Source organism: Pseudomonas sp. SIMBA_068 (assembly GCF_046534705.1).
GTDB lineage: Bacteria > Pseudomonadota > Gammaproteobacteria > Pseudomonadales > Pseudomonadaceae > Aquipseudomonas > Aquipseudomonas putida.
Map to the genome: position 1 here is coordinate 648,687 of NZ_JAWRYI010000001.1, position 17,123 is coordinate 665,809.

At 63.9% G+C, this 17,123-nt stretch carries 13 protein-coding genes; 7 read left to right on the forward strand and 6 right to left on the reverse strand.

Translation table 11 applies throughout. The features are described from left to right. Nucleotides 1-30: 30 nt before the first annotated feature. Genes SB756_RS03020 through SB756_RS03030 form a run of 3 tightly spaced genes read right to left on the reverse strand, consistent with a single transcriptional unit; the run spans nucleotide 31 to nucleotide 4,331 of the window. A complete protein-coding gene (locus tag SB756_RS03020; protein ID WP_410910142.1) occupies nucleotides 31-528 on the reverse strand; it encodes a RidA family protein in 498 nt (165 codons plus the stop codon). A 16-nt stretch (nucleotides 529-544) separates the two neighbouring features. Then, nucleotides 545-2,125 (reverse strand): flavin monoamine oxidase family protein, encoded by a 1,581-nt coding sequence (locus SB756_RS03025; protein ID WP_410910143.1) that lies wholly within the window; start codon nucleotides 2,123-2,125, stop codon nucleotides 545-547. Nucleotides 2,126-2,171: 46 nt separating this feature from the next. Continuing rightward, nucleotides 2,172-4,331 (reverse strand): TonB-dependent receptor, encoded by a 2,160-nt coding sequence (locus tag SB756_RS03030; RefSeq protein ID WP_410910144.1) that lies wholly within the window; start codon nucleotides 4,329-4,331, stop codon nucleotides 2,172-2,174. 221 nt (nucleotides 4,332-4,552) lie between these two features. Here SB756_RS03030 and SB756_RS03035 point away from each other — a divergent pair, with 221 nt between their 5' ends. Further along, the gene (locus tag SB756_RS03035) at nucleotides 4,553-4,759 is read left to right on the forward strand and encodes a type II toxin-antitoxin system ParD family antitoxin (RefSeq protein WP_410910416.1); all 207 of its coding nucleotides are present in this window, start codon (nucleotides 4,553-4,555) and stop codon (nucleotides 4,757-4,759) included. Nucleotides 4,760-4,825: 66 nt separating this feature from the next. Here the strand turns inward: SB756_RS03035 and SB756_RS03040 are convergent, their stop codons facing one another. Further along, nucleotides 4,826-5,296: a MarR family winged helix-turn-helix transcriptional regulator gene (locus SB756_RS03040; protein WP_019473961.1), complete on the reverse strand. Its 471-nt coding sequence runs from the start codon at nucleotides 5,294-5,296 to the stop codon at nucleotides 4,826-4,828. 199 nt (nucleotides 5,297-5,495) lie between these two features. Here SB756_RS03040 and SB756_RS03045 point away from each other — a divergent pair, with 199 nt between their 5' ends. The 5 genes from SB756_RS03045 (at nucleotide 5,496) to SB756_RS03065 (ending at nucleotide 12,787) form a co-directional block, all read left to right on the forward strand. Beyond that, a complete protein-coding gene (locus SB756_RS03045; RefSeq protein ID WP_043199667.1) occupies nucleotides 5,496-6,326 on the forward strand; it encodes a p-hydroxycinnamoyl CoA hydratase/lyase in 831 nt (276 codons plus the stop codon). Between the two features lie 72 nt (nucleotides 6,327-6,398). Further along, nucleotides 6,399-7,847 carry an aldehyde dehydrogenase gene (locus SB756_RS03050; protein ID WP_410910145.1) on the forward strand — a complete coding sequence of 483 codons (1,449 nt, stop codon included), beginning with the start codon at nucleotides 6,399-6,401 and terminating at the stop codon, nucleotides 7,845-7,847. A gap of 73 nt (nucleotides 7,848-7,920) precedes the next feature. Further along, complete coding sequence (locus tag SB756_RS03055; RefSeq protein WP_341796038.1) at nucleotides 7,921-9,804, forward strand: feruloyl-CoA synthase; 1,884 nt, start codon at nucleotides 7,921-7,923, stop codon at nucleotides 9,802-9,804. Further along, on the forward strand, nucleotides 9,801-11,042 hold the full coding sequence (locus tag SB756_RS03060; protein WP_341796037.1) for a thiolase family protein: 1,242 nt from the start codon (nucleotides 9,801-9,803) through the stop codon (nucleotides 11,040-11,042). Before SB756_RS03055 ends, SB756_RS03060 begins: the two co-directional genes overlap by 4 nt. A 14-nt stretch (nucleotides 11,043-11,056) precedes the next feature. Then, nucleotides 11,057-12,787, forward strand: coding sequence for an acyl-CoA dehydrogenase (locus tag SB756_RS03065; protein ID WP_410910146.1), 1,731 nt, complete (start codon nucleotides 11,057-11,059; stop codon nucleotides 12,785-12,787). On the opposite strand, the gene SB756_RS03070 is transcribed toward SB756_RS03065, so the two are convergent. Continuing rightward, entirely contained in the window at nucleotides 12,768-13,793 is a 1,026-nt protein-coding gene (locus SB756_RS03070) for a formylglycine-generating enzyme family protein (RefSeq protein WP_410910147.1), read from the reverse strand. The genes SB756_RS03065 and SB756_RS03070 overlap by 20 nt on opposite strands. Next, entirely contained in the window at nucleotides 13,790-15,472 is a 1,683-nt protein-coding gene (locus SB756_RS03075; RefSeq protein ID WP_341796034.1) for an arylsulfatase, read from the reverse strand. The genes SB756_RS03070 and SB756_RS03075 overlap by 4 nt, the downstream gene beginning before the upstream one ends. 249 nt (nucleotides 15,473-15,721) lie before the next feature. Here SB756_RS03075 and SB756_RS03080 point away from each other — a divergent pair, with 249 nt between their 5' ends. Beyond that, the gene (locus SB756_RS03080) at nucleotides 15,722-17,113 is read left to right on the forward strand and encodes an alginate export family protein (RefSeq protein ID WP_156859853.1); all 1,392 of its coding nucleotides are present in this window, start codon (nucleotides 15,722-15,724) and stop codon (nucleotides 17,111-17,113) included. Nucleotides 17,114-17,123: the final 10 nt, after the last annotated feature.

Consider the following 17,123-nt stretch of genomic DNA (forward strand, 5'->3'; position numbering starts at 1 on the left):
AAGCAATAGGGGAAATTGGCTAGCGGGGTATCAGGGCGCTTTTGCAGCGACCGCTTCGATCTCGACCAGGGCGCCCGGCAGGGGCAGGGCCACCACCTGCAAGGCGGTGCGGGTTGGCTTTTTCGGTTGCTCGGCAGTGGCGAAAAATTCGGTGTAGGCGGCTTGCAGCCCGGCAAAATCCAGCTTGCCCTCGGTGGCCGGGTCGCCTACCAGAAACACCCTCAGCTGTACTACGTCACCCAGGCCCAGACCCTGGCTTTGCAGCGCAGCCTGGATCTTTTTCAGCACTGAGCGGGTCTGGGTTTCGGTGTTGCCATAGGCGGCAATGGTCTGTGGTGGTGCCTTGGGGTCGGCAACGTCGGGCAAGGTGCCGCTGACGAAGGTCAGCGAGGTGCCGGCGGGTACGGTAACCAGTTGCGAAATGGGGAACTTCGAACCTGGCGGGTCGACACGCTTGATGGTGTCGGCCTGGACGGTAAGTGCAGACAGTGACATGAAGGCTCCAAGCAGCAGGGCAGTCTTGTTCATCAGAGGGGTTCCTTGTTCAGGCGGCGACGCCGCGTTGCTGTTGCAGGGCGTGCCGGGCGATCTGCCCGACCACATGGCGTGCCGAGTCCGCAGCGCTGTTCTGCCAGATGCCCACCCCGCCATGGGCCAGTGCATCGCTGGCCAGCCAGGTGCGGCCCTGGGGCTGGTTGAGGTGCGAGTAGCCGGGTTCGGCCAGCACGTCGTGGACAATCCATGGGCTTTCGCTGAACGGCACCTTGGACCAGTTCACCGCCACCCCGCGCTGCAACTTGCCGGCATGGCCCGGGTGCAGCGACTCCACGGCCTGGCGCGAGGACGCCAGTTGCTGCTCTGTCGAACGCGTGGCAAATGTGCGCGCCACTTCGCCGGTGTTGTAGGTGCCCACCAAGATGCCCTGGGCACTGTTCAGGTGGTCGCTGGGGTACCACAGCAGCCGCGCTTCGTGGTTGATGTAGGAGAGACCGCCGTAGATCTGGAACTCGCTTTCCCAGAAACGGGGCGCCTGCCATGCCACCTTGTTGGCCAGGTCTGGCTTGGCCTGGGCGATGGCCGCCTGGGTCGTCTTGCCAAAGTTGTGGTCAACCCGGGCCAGCAGTGGCAGGGGAATGGTGACGATGGCGTAGTCGGCCGTTTCTACCTGGGTCTTGCCGCTGCGCCGGTCGCGCCAGGTGACTTGGCTGGTCTTGTCGCCGGTGCGGATCGCCTGCACTTCGGCGTGTAGCTGCACCTTGTCCTGCACCTTGGCGTACAGGGCTTTGGCAATCTGGTCCATGCCGCCGACCGGCTGGAACATGGTGGCGGAAAACTCCGGGATCTCGTCGAACACCAGCGGCAGCATCAGGTTAGGGTTTATCAGTTGCCTGAGTGCCACGGGCTGGCGCTGGATCGGGGTCTGGTCGCCCGCCCCGGCAAAGCGGGTATAGCCGGCCCGGACCGAGCCCTTGTAATGGCGCTGCTCGTCGAGGTCGCCGTATACCTTTAGAAAGTCCAGCAGGGCCTTCTGGTCGCCGGTGTCCAGTTCCTTGTCCAGCGCTTTGCCGCTGATGCTGCGCGACAGCAGTTCGCTGAGGTGCCCACGGGTGTCATTCACCGCCTGGCGCAGCAGCAACGGTGGTTGCGCAAGGTCCGGTTGGGCGAGGGCGTTGCGGCTGCTGTTGACCAGCACTTCCAGCGGCACGCCCAGCTCGCGGCAGTAGCCGAGGATGGTCAGGTGATGGCTGGGCAGGCGTGCGGGCCCTGCATTGAAATAGTGGCCGTTGTCGAAACGCACCTGCTGGCGGCTGCCGTCATTGTGCAGTACCTCGTCGCCGTTGCGCAGCGTCCATGCGCGCCCGCCGATTCGCTCGCGGGCTTCCAGCACGCGCACCTCAAAACCGGCTTTGCCAAGTTCATAGGCTGCCACCAGGCCGCTGATGCCAGCCCCCACCACCAGCACGCGCTTGCCGTTGCCGGACGTGGTCGGCAGGCCCAGCGGCTGGAAGGTGCTGGCCGTGGCCGCAGTAGGCAACAGGCCCAGCGCGGACAGGCTGCCAAGCGCGGCGCCGTAGCTGCCAGCGGCCATCAGGTGGGCAATAAGGTCTCTACGGGTCAAGCCCATGGTGTGTTCTCCTTGCAAGTGGAAAGTGAGTCCGTTCAGCGTGGCGCTACAGCTCGTAGCGCACACTCAGCAACACGGTGCGTGGGTCGTTGACCGAGTAATAGGCGGTGCGGCTGGCGGCCGAGTAGGCAATGCTTTGCGGGTAGGCGCGGTCGAGCAGGTTCTTGACCGACAAGGTGGTGGTCCAGTGGCCGTCCGCGCTGGCATAACTGGTGCTGGCATTCCAGAAGCCCTGGGCAGGTACTTCGTAGATGTCGGCGTTCAGCGGGTTGGCGTAGGAGCGGGTCTGGTACTGGTAGTCGGTGTTGGCCACCAGCTCACCCGGCAGGGTGAGGGGTACTGTCCAGTTCAGGCCAAGGCTGGCGTTCCATTCCGGCGCAAAGATCATTTTCTTGCCGTCGGCGCTCACGCCCGGGCCACTGGCGTTCTGGAAGTCGTCGTACTGGCTTTTCAAGTAGCCCAAATTGGCGGTCAGGCGCAGGTCGCGTGCCAGTAGCACGGTGTTTTCCAGCTCCACGCCGTAGGTGTGGGCACTGCCAACGTTGGTACGCAGGTTGGCGCTGATGGCCGGGTCCCAGGCATTGGTCTGCAGGTCGTCGTAGTCGTTATAGAAGAAAGCGATGTTGCTGCGCAGGCGGCCATCGGCAAAGTCGCCCTTGAAGCCCACCTCATAGGTGGTGACGTTTTCCGGATCAAAGCCCTGCTCGGCAGCGGCGCGGGTTGGCGCGCGGTTGTCGAAGCCGCCGGCCTTGAAGCCCCGGGCCACATAGCCGTACTGCACCAGGTTGTCGCTCCAGGCGTACTCCAGGCCGATCTTGGGGCTGAGGGATGCCCAGGAATCGCTGGTTTCGGCAGCGAAGTTGGTGCCGGTGATTACCCGGTCGGTGGTGATGGCGTAGTTGGTGTAATCGAAATTCTTGTGCTCGTGGGTGAAGCGCAGGCCGGTGGTCAGCGACAGGCGAGGGGTGAGCTTGTAATTGCTCTGGCCGTACAACGCATAGCTTTCGGTATCGGTGGTGCTGTATTGGCCGCTGGCATTGACCCGGTTTTGCGCCACCGAAAAGGTCAGGCTGTCGCGCTCGGCGCGAAAGCGCTCCTTGTACAGGTACACACCGAGGGTGTAGCTGAACCTGTCGTATTCGCCGTTTAGCTGGAACTCCTGGGTGGCGTAGCGCTGCTTGTAGGTGATCAGGTTGTTCTGGATCGGCGACGCGGTGCCGCTGTTGGCCTGGCCAGAGTTGTCGTAGTCCACCGGCTGGTCGAACTCCGACCAGCCGGTGACCGACTTGAAATTCAGGTGGTCATCGATGCTGTAGATTGCCCGCAGCACCGCGCTGCCCTGGTCCAGTTTGTTCTTCGGGTCGAGGCTGCTGTAGGTCTTGAACTTGTCGAAATGGCCGTTGACAGGGTTGAAGGGCGTATAGCTGGTGGTATCGCCACGGTCAAAGGTGCCGGCCAGGGTCAGTTGCACGTCCCAGGGCGAATCCTGCGGGGCCAGACGCAGTTTGCCGCGATACGACTGGATGTCGATGTTGTTGACGTCCTTGTGGCGGGTGCGGTTGTACACGGTGCCGTCGCGGGTCAGGCGTATGGCCGAGAAGCTGCCGAACAGGGTGTTGTCTACCAATGGCCCACTGACCAGCAGGCGCCCGTTCTGTGCGTTGTAGTTGCCGGCACCCAGCTCGACGAAGGCGCGGGCCTGCTGGGTCGGGTCGCGGGTGATTACCCGTATCGCGCCGGCTGCACTGTTGCGCCCGTACAGGGTGCCTTGTGGGCCGCGTAGCACTTCAACGCGCTCCACGTCGTTGAAGTCCAGCATCGAAGAAATCGCCCGCGGGATGTACAGGTCGTCGGCGTATACCGCAACGGCCGCTTCCTGAATCGGGTCGGTCTCGCCAATACCGCGTATGCCGTAGGTTTGTGCGCTGTAGGAAATGGACTGGCGGTTCAGGGTGAGGTTGGGCACCCGACCGGACAGGTCCCGCACGTTGTTGATCTGCGCATCCTGCAGGGTGCGCTCGTCGAAGGCGCTGATCGCCAGCGGGGTTTTCTGCAGGTTCTCTTCACGGTGCTCCGCTGTGACGGTGACTGTTGGCAGCTTGTCGCCTGGCGTTTCGGCAGGCTCGGCGAAGGCCGTTGGCGTGAACAGGGCGAATGCAACGGCGGCGGTCAGGTGATGGCAAACAGGGTAGGGCAAAGGCTTCATGCTGCAGCTTCCAGATAACCAGCATCGAGTGGGATTTCGGATACCTGGATACCGCAGCCGGGTGTGATGACCTGAGGCGCAAGGAGGTATTAGGTTCCTTTGCCTCCGCCAGTCAGGGGTCGGTCTGGTGAGAACATATCTCTATGAAAAAACGTTTTGAAATACTTTTTGTGTCTAAGCTAATATTATTAATATGAATTACTTAAAATGTTTAAAATTCAATAAATGCATTTTATGGTTGGTGTAGAGGTGGTTTTTCAGGCTACGCCACCAGTAGCGAATATGTACGCGAACTGATACGTAAGGAACAGGACCGTATGCAGCTTCGCAACCTGTTGCTTGCGGGTGGCGCAACGGCGGCTGGCGCCCGTGCCGACGAGGGTTACTTCGAATCGCTGCGGGCCAAGGTTCGTAAGCCTCAAGGATGAAAAGCACACCTCTTTGGCCAACGCAGGGGGCTAGCTGTCCCCGGTTTGCACCCCTGCGCCTGAGCGTCACTCCAGGTAAATCTTGGTCAACAACCGCAACAACTGGTCCCGCTCCTCATCATCCAGCGCCGAGGTCGCCTCGCGGTCGCTGTCCTTGGCGATCTGCTTCAGTTCCTTGAGCAGCGCTTCTCCCGCCTTGCTCAAGAAGATTCCGTAAGACCGCTTGTCCGGCTTGCACCGCACGCGCACGGCCAGGGCCCTTTCTTCCAGCTTGTTCAACAGGGGCACTACCTGCGGTGGCTCGATCGCCAGCGACCGCGCCAGGTCTGCCTGCATCAGCCCAGGGTTCTGCTCGATCACCGCCAGTGCCGAGAACTGCGCCGGGCGCAGGTCGTGCGCCGAGAGCCTGCCAATAAGGTTCTGAAACAGTTTCAATTGGGCGCGGCGCAGGGCGTAACCGATCAAGTCTTCAAGCACCCCATCCGCAGCTGCAGCGGGCATGGAAGCGGTTTCGGTAGTGCGGGCAGACCTTGCCATTTGGGTACAGGCTCCTGGCTCATGGATAAGAAAGTTACCCAGTCTGCCTGCCTTGGCGCCATCCGGCTAGGGGAGTGACTGGGAAACAACCGGCACACAGGCTCCACAGGAAAGATAATTTTCATAATAGTTAATTGACATAACTAATTTGCTCGCTTAGCTTGGTGTTCACCACCTCGAACAACAAGAGTGCAGAACCATGAGCAAATACGAAGGCCGCTGGGCTACCGTGAAGGTCGAACTGGAGTCGGGCATTGCCTGGGTCACCCTTAACCGCCCGGAAAAGCGCAATGCCATGAGCCCCACGCTGAACCGGGAAATGGTCGACGTGCTGGAAACCCTGGAACAGGACGGCGAAGCCGGCGTGCTCGTGCTGACCGGCGCGGGTGAATCGTGGACGGCAGGCATGGACCTGAAGGAATACTTCCGTGAGGTGGACGCCGGCCCGGAAATCCTCCAGGAAAAAATCCGCCGCGATGCCTCGCAATGGCAATGGAGGCTGTTGCGCATGTACGCCAAGCCGACTATCGCCATGGTCAACGGCTGGTGCTTTGGCGGCGGCTTCAGCCCGCTGGTGGCCTGCGACCTGGCCATCTGTGCCGACGAGGCCACCTTTGGCCTGTCGGAAATCAACTGGGGCATCCCGCCGGGCAACCTGGTCAGCAAAGCCATGGCCGATACCGTTGGCCACCGCCAGTCGCTGTACTACATCATGACCGGCAAGACGTTCGGCGGGCCTAAAGCTGCCGAGATGGGGCTGGTTAACGAAAGCGTGCCGCTGGCGCAATTGCGCGACGTCACCCGCGAACTGGCGCTCAACCTGCTGGAAAAGAACCCGGTTGTGCTGCGTGCGGCCAAGAACGGTTTCAAGCGCTGCCGCGAACTGACCTGGGAGCAGAACGAAGACTATCTGTACGCCAAGCTCGACCAGTCGCGCCTGCTGGACACCGAAGGTGGGCGCGAGCAGGGCATGAAGCAATTTCTGGATGACAAGAGCATCAAGCCGGGCCTGCAGGCCTACAAGCGCTGAGTTCGAGCAGGCTGGGCCATCACCAGCCACAGCCTGCGGATATTCCCTATAAGTACAACAAGAGGAATAAGCATGTTGCAGGTGCCTTTGCTGATAGGCGGGCGGTCGTGCCCCGCCAGCGATGGACGTACCTTCGAACGCCGCAACCCGGTCACCGGTGAGGGGGTGTCGCAAGCTGCCGCCGCCACGCTGGCAGATGCCGATGCGGCGGTAGCTGCTGCCAGTGCAGCGTTCCCGGCCTGGGCCGCTTTGGCGCCGGGCGAGCGCCGCAGCCGTTTGCTGGTCGGCGCAGACCTGCTGCAGGCGCGGGCAAACGAATTTATCGCGGTGGCGGGTGAAACCGGGGCCATGGCCAACTGGTATGGCTTCAATGTGAAGCTGGCCGCCAACATGCTGCGCGAAGCCGCCTCGATGACTACGCAGATTACCGGCGAAGTGATCCCCTCGGATGTGCCCGGCAGTTTCGCCATGGCCCTGCGTGCGCCCTGTGGCGTGGTGCTGGGCATCGCGCCGTGGAACGCCCCGGTCATCCTCGCCACCCGCGCCATCGCCATGCCGCTGGCGTGCGGCAACACGGTGGTGCTCAAGGCCTCGGAGCTGAGCCCGGCCGTGCACCGCCTGATCGGCCAGGTGCTGCACGATGCAGGCCTTGGCGACGGTGTGGTCAACGTGATCAGCAATGCCCCGGAAGACGCACCGGCCATCGTCGAGCGGCTGATCGCCAACCCGGCCGTACGCCGTGTGAATTTCACCGGTTCTACCCACGTCGGGCGCATTGTCGGTGAGCTGGCCGCCCGGCACCTCAAACCCGCTTTGCTGGAGTTGGGTGGCAAAGCCCCGTTGATGGTACTGGACGACGCCGACCTTGACGCTACCGTCGAAGCCGCGGCGTTTGGTGCCTACTTCAACCAGGGGCAGATCTGCATGTCCACGGAGCGGCTGGTTGTGGACAGCCGCATCGCCGACGCCTTCGTCGACAAGCTGGCGGTGAAGGTGGCCGGGTTGCGCGCCGGCGATCCACAGGCCAGCACGTCAGTGCTCGGCTCGCTGGTCAGCGGCGCGGCCGGTGAGCGCATCAAAGCCTTGATCGATGATGCGGTGGCCAAGGGCGCACGCCTGGTGTGCGGTGGCCAGCTGGATGGCAGCATCCTGCAGCCGACCCTGCTCGACCACGTCGACAGCAGCATGCGCCTGTACCGCGAGGAGTCCTTCGGGCCGGTGGCGGTGGTGTTGCGCGCTGAGGGTGACGAGGCCTTGCTGAAACTGGCCAACGACTCCGAATTCGGCCTGTCGTCGGCCATCTTCAGTCGCGACACCAGCCGTGCGCTGGCCCTGGCCCAACGGGTGGAGTCGGGCATTTGCCATATCAATGGCCCGACCGTGCACGACGAGGCGCAGATGCCATTTGGCGGGGTCAAGTCGAGTGGCTACGGCAGCTTCGGCAGCCGCACGGCCGTCGACCAGTTCACCCAGTTGCGCTGGGTCACCCTGCAGCATGGCCCGCGGCATTATCCCATCTGAGCAACATGCGATTGGCCGCCACCGGCAGCGCCGGGCGGCGGCGGATGTAAAACAAGAACAAGGAGCAACCTGCGTGAATACCGAAGCCCGCTTACGGTCGTCCGACCCTGGCCAATGCCCGCCCTACCGGCAGGTGTCCATCGGGCACCCTCAGGTGCAGGTCAGTGAAGCCGACGGCATCCTGCGCATGCAGCCGGTCGAGCCCCTGGCGCCGCTGCCTGCGCGTTTGCTCGACCGGCTGCTGCACTGGGCACAGATGCGCCCCGATACAGTTTTTATTGCCGCGCGTGAGCCTGACGGCGCCTGGCGCGAGATCACCTATGCGCAAATGCTCAGCCAGGTGCGCACCATCGCAACCCACCTGCTGGGATTTGGCCTGAGCGCCGAGCGGCCGCTGGCGCTGTTTTCCGGCAATGACATCGAGCATCTGCAGATAGCACTGGGTGCCATGTATGCCGGCATCCCGTATTGCCCGGTATCGCCGGCCTATGCGCTGCTGTCGCAGGACTTTGCCAAGCTGCGGCATGTGTGCCAGGTGTTGACCCCCGGGCTGGTGTTCACCACCGATACTCAGCCGTTTTTGCGCGCCTTCGATGCCGTGCTTGATGCGTCGGTACCCGTGGTCAGCATGCGCGGCGAAGCGCCGGGGCGTGGGCACTTGAGCTTCGACAGCCTGCTGCAACCCTGCGACACCGCTGCTGGCGATGCAGCGTTTGCCGCCACCGGGCCCGACACCATCGCCAAGTTCCTCTTCACGTCGGGCTCCACCAAACTGCCCAAGGCGGTGATCACTACCCAGCGCATGCTCTGCGCCAACCAGCAGATGCTGCTGCAAACCTTCCCGGTGTTCGCTGAAGAGCCGCCGGTGCTGGTGGACTGGCTGCCCTGGAACCACACATTTGGCGGCAGCCACAACCTTGGCATCGTGCTGTACAACGGTGGCAGCTTCTATCTGGATGCCGGCAAACCCACCCCGCAAGGCTTCGGCGAAACCTTGCGCAACCTGAGCGAAATCTCGCCAACGGCCTACCTGACCGTGCCCAAGGGCTGGGAAGAACTGGCCAAGGCACTGGAACAGGACGCCCAGTTGCGTGAGGTGTTCTTCGCCCGCATCAAGCTGTTTTTCTTCGCCGCCGCGGGCCTGTCGCAAAGCGTGTGGGACCGCCTGGACCGCATCGCCGAGCAGCACTGTGGCGAGCGTATCCGCATGATGGCTGGCCTGGGCATGACCGAAGCGGCGCCGTCCTGCACCTTCACCACCGGGCCGTTGTCGATGGCCGGTTATGTGGGGCTGCCGGCGCCGGGATGCGAAGTGAAGCTGGTGCCCCAGGCCGGCAAGCTGGAGGCGCGTTTCCGTGGCCCGCACATCATGCCGGGGTACTGGCGTTCGCCGCAGCAAACCGCCGAGGCCTTTGACGAGGAGGGCTTCTACTGCTCGGGCGATGCGCTGAAGCTGGCCGACCTGCAGCAGCCCGAGCAGGGCCTGATGTTCGATGGCCGTATCGCCGAGGACTTCAAGCTGTCGTCCGGGGTATTCGTCAGTGTCGGCCCGCTGCGTAACCGAGCGGTGCTGGAAGGCTCGCCCTATGTGCAGGACATCGTGGTAACCGCGCCGGACCGCGAGTGCCTTGGGGTGCTGGTGTTCCCGCGTTTGCCCGAGTGCCGGGCACTTGCTGGCCTGGCGGCCGATGCCAGTGATGCCGAGGTGCTGGGCAGCGAAACGGTACGCAACTGGTTTGCCGCCTGGCTTGCGCGCCTGAACCGTGACGCCCAGGGCAACGCCAGCCGCATCGAGTGGCTGGCGCTGCTCGAAGAGCCGCCGTCGATCGACGCGGGCGAAATCACCGACAAGGGTTCGATCAACCAGCGTGCGGTGCTGCAGCGGCGGGCCGCGCAGGTAGACGCGCTGTACCGCGGTGAAGGCCTGACTCAACTGCACGCACAGGGCCGGTCATGAGCAGTGCCGGCCTGTGTACAGCGTTCGATGACGCAGCCATTGTGGACATGGTGCGCACCCCCTGGGTAGACCTGGGCGGCGCACTGTCCGCTGTGTCGCCCATCGACCTGGGGATCAAGGCCGGGCGTGCGGTGCTGGCGCGGGCAGGTATCGCCCCGCAGGCGGTGGACAGCGTGCTCGCCGGCAGCATGGCCCAGGCCAGTTTCGATGCCTACTTCCTGCCGCGCCATGTGGGCTTGTACTGCGGCGTGCCGCAGGCCGTCCCGGCGCTGGCGGTGCAACGTATCTGCGGCACCGGCCTTGAACTGTTGCGCCAGGCCGGCGAGCAGCTGCGCAGTGGCGCGCAGCAGGTGCTGTGCGTGGGCGCCGAGTCGATGTCGCGCAACCCGATTGCGGCCTACGAACACCGAAACGGCTTTCGGCTGGGTGCGCCGGTCGGCTTCAAGGACTTCCTCTGGGAAGCGCTGTACGACCCCGCTGCCGGCGTGGATATGATCGGTACTGCCGACAACCTGGCGCGTGAGTACGGCCTGCACCGTGAATGCGTGGATGCCTGGGCCTTGCGCAGCCACCAGCGCGCTTTGCGCGCCCAGCAGCAGGGCTGGTTCGATGAGGAAATTGTCGGTGTTACGGCTGAGACATTCGACGTTGAAGGGTGCTTGCCACGCGGGATCGAGCTGCCCCGTGGCGTAAGCGAAATCAGCCGGGACAGCCACCCACGGACGACTGATGCTGCAGCGTTGGCCCGGCTGCGTGCCGTGCACCGTGACGGCGTACAAACGGCGGGCAACAGTTGTGCAGTAGTCGATGGCGCTGCCGCAGCTGTGGTGGGGCGCTACTCAGCCTGTACCCGGCTGCCGTTGGCGCGCTTGCTGATGGCTACGGCCGTTGGCGTATCACCGCACACCATGGGCATTGGACCTGCCCCGGCCATCGCGTTGCTGCTGGAGCGCAGCGGCCTGCGCCTGGAGCAGATCGACCGTTTCGAAATCAACGAGGCCCAGGCTGCCCAGGTGCTGGCCGTGGCCCGGGCGCTGCGGCTCGATGTGGAAAAGCTCAACGTTCATGGTGGTGCCATCGCCCTGGGCCACCCCTTGGCCGCCACCGGCCTGCGGCTGGTGCACACCTTGGCTCGGCAACTGCGCCGGGACGGCCTGCGCTACGGGATCGCCGCCGCCTGCATCGGCGGTGGCCAAGGCATGGCGCTGCTGATCGAAAACCCACAATTCACGGCTTGAACGCGAGGTAGCCCATGCCCTGGAAGGCGCCATTGGCGGATATGCAATTCGTGCTGCAACACTGGCTGCGGGCCGAGCAGGCCTGGCAGGCAATGCCTCCCTATGCAGATATGGATCTCGACCTGGCCACTCAGGTGCTGGAAGAGGCCGCCCGCTTCAGTGAACAGGTGCTGGCCCCGCTGAATGCACCGGGCGATCGCCAAGGCTGCCGTCTGGACGACGGTAATGTACGCACGCCGGAGGGTTTTGCGGCGGCCTATCGTGCCTATGTCGAGGGTGGCTGGCCGGCGCTGGCCTGTGCCCCTGAACTCGGCGGGCAAGGGCTGCCGATGGTGCTGGACGCTGCCTTGCAGGAGATGCTGTTCGCCAGCAATCACGCCTGGGCCATGTACACCGGCATCGCCCATGGCGCCTACCTGTGCCTGAAAGCCCATGCGTCTGACGAACTGCAGGCGCGCTATCTGCCGGGCATCGTCAGCGGCGAGACCCTGCCGACCATGTGCCTGACCGAGCCTCAGGCCGGCAGTGACCTTGGCTTGCTGCGTTGTCGCGCCGAACCCATGGGCGACGGCCGCTACGCCGTTACCGGCAACAAGTTGTTCATTTCTGGCGGCGACCACGACCTGACACACGACATCGTGCATCTGGTGCTGGCGCGGCTAACGGACGCGCCGGCGGGCAGCCGTGGTTTGTCGCTGCTGCTGGTGCCCAAATGGCTGGACGATGGCCAGCGCAATGCCGTGCACTGCGATGGCCTTGAGCACAAGCTGGGCATTCGCGGCAGCGCCACCTGCGCGCTGCATTTCGAAGGGGCCAGCGGCTGGCTGGTGGGACAGGCGCACGGTGGCCTGGCCGCGATGTTCGTGATGATGAACTCGGCCAGGCTGCATGTCGGCCTGCAGGGGCTGGCGCATGCGCAGGCGGCTTGGCAGTACGCCAGGGAGTACGCGTTGGAGCGCCGGCAGATGAATGCACCGGGGCAGCCCAAGGGCGCTGCCGACCCCATTCACCTGCACCCTGCCATGCGCCGCATCTTGCTGGAGCTGCGTGTGCGCACCGAAGGCATGCGGGCCCTGGGCTACTGGGCAGCCCACTGGCTGGATATTGCCGATGCATCAGCTGACCTCGCACAACGGGCCAAGGCCTCGAAGCTGGCAGCGCTGTTGACGCCCATCATCAAGGCCGTGTTCACCGACCTCGGTTTCAACCTGGCCAGCAAGGCGCTGCAGGTGTTCGGCGGCTATGGCTACACCTGCGAGTTCGCCATCGAGCAAACGCTGCGCGACAGCCGCATTGCGATGATCTACGAAGGCACCAATGAAGTGCAGGCCAACGACTTGCTGCTGCGAAAGGTGCTGGGTGATGGGGGCGAAGGCTTTGCGCTGCTGCTGGTCGAGTTGCGGCAGGAAACTGGCGTCGGCGAGGAGGGTGATGCGCTGCGCAGGGTTTGCGACACGCTGGAAGGGGTGCTTGCCAAGGTGCAGCTCAGCGCAGCAGATGACCCCGAGTACCCGTACCGGGCTGCGGGCGACTTCCTGCAACTGTGCGGCACAGCCTTGCAGGCCTATGCCTGGGCCCGCACGTGCCGCTGCATTCAGGCGCTGCCTGTAGACGCGCCGCAGCGCCTGGAAAAGCAGGAAAGTGCCCGTTACTTCTTCGACTACCTGCTGCCCGATTTCGACCGGCAGGTGGCGGCCATTGAAGCGGCCGCATCACCTTTGCCGTTTATTCACGAACCGTTCTGAACCCCACGTGCGAGGTCGCCATGAACACCGGCTGCGGTTGCCGCGCCGAGGGCCGGTAGCGCATGCACCGGTCTGCCGAGCACAGGTGCGAACCGCCCTTGATCACGGCCACTTTCACCCCAGGTTCGGCGGGGTCGAAGCTTTGGTCCAGGGTGGGGCCTGGCGGGTCGAGGGCGGCGTCACGCTGTGGGTCGTGGCCAGGACGATAGCCCGTTCGGGTCAGTTCCCACACATTTCCCCCTGCATCGAACAGGCCAAAGCGGTTGGCCGGGAAGCAACCCACCGGTGCGGTGCCGATGAAACCGTCGGCTGCCGCGTTGTGATAAGGAAACTGGCCCTGCCAGGTATTGGCCATGATCCGGCCTTTGGGCAGTTCCGTTTTGCCCCAGCTGAAGTCGGCATCCTGCAAGCCACCGCGCATGGCGTATTCCAGCTGGGCCTCGGTGGGTAGCGTGCGCCCGGCCCAGTGTGCATACGCCTGGGCATCCTCAAGCGCCACCTGCACCACCGGGTGGTTTTCCAGCCCCGCCACGCTGCTGCCTGGGCCCTGAGGGTGCCGCCAACTGGCCCCCGGCACGAACTGCCAGCCCGGGTTGAGTACATCCGGCCCTTGCTGGAACACCATTGCGCCAGGCACGCGCAGGTGCTCGGGGAGGGTAGGGTCGTCCTTGAAGCGGATGCCCCGTTCGGCATGGGTGAGGTAACCGGTAGCGGCTACGAAACGTGCAAACTGGGCGTTGGTGACCGGATGCACATCGATCCGGAAGCCCGACACGCTTGCCGCCTGTGGCGGGCCTTCTTCGTCGTAGAAACGGTCCGAGCCAAAGCTGAACGTGCCGCCTGGCAGGCGCACCATGCCGTCACGCCAGGCGCCCTGGCGCGCTGCGGGCAGGCCACTGTAGCCGTTGCACAGCAGCACCGGCGCCGGGGCTTCTGGCCAGGCGCTGTAGCCCAAGGCGAGCAGGCCGGCGGCCACCAGTGCGCAGCCGGCTACTCGGGCAATCATGGCTTGCTGGCCACGGCCGGGGTGGCCGGTTTGGCAGGGCTCGCAGGGCGGCCATCAGCGTCGATAGCGATATTGCTGCGCTGCGCATACGCTTTCCAGTCGCGCAGCATGCTGGCGACCTGCTCGGGGTGATCGGCAGCGATGTCGTGGTGCTCACCGGGGTCTTTGCCCAGGTCGTACAGGTGCCAGGCTGGCTTGCCATCGGTGGCATCCCACAGCAGCTTCATCGGGCCTTTGCGCAACGAGGCGCTGCCGTTGATTTCCCAGCCCAGGGCTTCGTCCTCGGCGTGAATTCGCGTGTCCTGACCCTGCAGGTAGCCCAACGCCGACGTGCCTTGCGGCGGCACGATATCGCGTTCCCGGTACTTGATGCCGGGCATGGGGGCACCCGCCAGTTGCAGCAGGGTTGGCATGATGTCCCTGACACTGGCCAGTTCTTCGCTGCGCCCGGGCTTGATCGTTGCCGGGTAATAGACAAAGGCGGGCACGCGGATGCCGCCCTGGTAGGTAGTCATCTTGTAGCGGCGGCTGGGCAGGGCGCTGACTTGGGCCCAGGCCGCGCCGATCATCAGGAACGAGTCACGTTTGCCGTAGTTGTCCAGGTTGTTGTCGAAATGCTGCCTGATCCAGTTCGGGTCGACGCGGGTAGCGTTTTCCGGCCCGTTGTCGGACATGAACAGGATCAGCGTGTTATCCAGCTCGCCGGCCTTGCGCAGGTGATCTACCAGCCGGCCGACTTCGGCATCCAGTGCGGCGACCATGGCCGCGTACACCTCCATGGTGCGCGCTGACTGGCGTTGCTGCTCAACGGTCAGTGACGCCCAGCTCGGCACACCCTCCAGTTGCGCTTGCCGCGGGAAGTCCGCCGGCACCAGGCCGGCCTTGCGCTGGCGCTCCAGGCGTTCGTGGGCAATGGCCTCGTAGCCCTGATCGTAGCGGCCGCGGTACTGCGCAAGGTATTTTTCAGGCGCCTGCAAGGGCCAGTGTGGCGCGGTGTAGGCGGCGAAGGCGAAGAAGGGTTTCTGGCTGGCCTTGCCTTCGTCGATGGCGGAAATCAGGCGGTCTGTGAACCAGGTGCTGGAGTAGAAGTTGTCGGGCAGTTCGACGGGTTTGCCGTTGTGCTGGAACGTTGCGCTGTAGTTCGACTGCAAGTCCATGTTGGCTTGCTTGAAGTGCGCAGCGCCCCCTTCCAGCAGCACGTAGGCCTGGTCGAAGCCGCGGTTTTGCGGCTGCTGCGCGGGCTGCATGCCCAGGTGCCATTTGCCGGAGATGTAGGTGCGGTACCCGGCATCGTGCAGCAGTTCGGCCAGGGTGGCGACGTTGGCACCGAGCACGCCTTCGTAGCCCGCACGCACTTCGGCGCCGGCCGGCAGGCGCTTGCGTGCTTCGGCCATCATGCCCAGCCCGGCAATGTGCGGGTCATTGCCCGACATCAGCATTGCCCGGGTGGGGGAGCAACTGGGCGCGGCATGAAAGTCCAGCATCAGGCGGCCGTCGGCCAGCAGCTTGTCCAGGTGCGGGGTCTGGATCTCGCTGCCCAGGGCGGACAGGTCGGAAAAGCCGAGGTCATCGGCGACGATCAGCAGAATGTTTGGTTGCTTAACTGTTTGCGCAGCCATAACCTGGCTGGCGCCGAGCATGAGCAGGCCGAGGGCGGCAAGGGGTTTGAGGCAGTTCATGTAGATGCTCTTGTTGTTTTAATGAGGGTTTTTGCACGTAAGACGGCGGGTCAGAAGCCGCGCAGGACAAATACTAGCCACCAATGGCGCCTTGTCGCAGCCCTTGTGCGCATTTGTGTTCGATCAGCGAACGCAGAATGGCGCGTGCCTCTTGCGGGCGTCGATTGGCTATTGACGGCAATATGATTAACAAAAATAATCGTTAACAGAGTTATCCAATTTTATAAAAACAAGTAAAGGGAAATTCTGATGACGAGGCCGTTGAACCGGGCGTTGGTGCCCGTTGTGCTGCTTTCGCTGTGCCAGTACGTGCAAGCGGCCAGCCCGCTTGAAGACAGCCGGCCAGGCCGGCCCGGCGCTCCGCGCTGGGTCGAGGACTACCGTTTTCTGGATGACCCCGCCAAGGCCAGCGACCCGTTCGACGGGCTGCGCTACCATCGCTTGTCCGAGTCGGCCTGGCTGCAACTGGGGGCCGAGGCGCGTTACCGCGCCGATGCGCTGAACCAGCCCTTCTTCGGCTTGCGTGGCCTGAAAGACGATTCCTATCTGTTGCAACGGTTGCAAGCCCATGCCGACCTGCACCTGTTCGATGATGCCCTGCGTACCTTCGTGCAGGTAGAGAACACCCGGGCGTTCGGCAAAGACCTGTACTCACCCAATGACGAAGGCCGGAATGAAATCCGCCAGGCATTCATCGACTTCAACCACGACTTTGCCGCAGGGCGCTATACCACGCGGGTCGGGCGCCAGGAGATGGCCTTTGGTGACCAGGTGTTCGTCACCTACCGGGATGTCCCTAACCTGCGCCTGAGCTTCGATGGCGTGCGTGCCAGCCTCAACCTCAAGGACGGGCGCAAGCTCGATGCCTTCGCTGTCAGGCCGCTGAAAACAGGCGAAGACAGTTGGGACGACGGCAGCAACAATGCGGTGAAGTTCTACGGCCTGTACGGCACCTTGCCGCTGACGGCCGTGTGGAACATGGACCTGTTTGCGTTCGGCCTCGAAACCGACGACCGCAGCCTGGCTGGCGAGACGGGGGATGAGCAACGCTACACCTACGGCACCCGCCTGTTCGGCCGCTATCAGGCCTTGGACTGGAGCTGGAACCTGGCCGGGCAGGGTGGCCACCTGGGCGGCGCTTCGATCCGTGCCTGGGCGGTGTCGAGCGACAGCGGCTACACCTTCGACCACCCTTGGCAGCCACGCCTGGGCATGCGTGTCGACGCCGCCAGCGGTGACAGTGACCTGGGCGACGGCAAGGTCGGCACCTTCGACCCGCTGTTCCCGCGTAACGGCGTTTACGGTGAGGCCAGCCTGACCACCTTGAGCAACGTGATCGTGGTCGGGCCCACGTTCGGCTTCTCGCCCTGGCGCACGGTGCGCTTCGAACAAGGTGTGCTCGAGGTGTGGAAGCAGCGCGAAGAAGATGGCGTGTACATGCCTGGCATGAGCCTGCTGGCCAACACCCGTGGCACCGGTCGGCATGTGGGCACCATCTACCGTGCCAACACCCGATGGCTGGCGACACCCAACCTCACACTGGATCTCGACATGAAGTACTACGACGTCGGTGCTGCCATCAAGGAAGCCGGCGGCGAAGACTCGTCGTTCGTTTCCTTGCGTGCCACGTTCAGGCTTTGACTTCCCGACC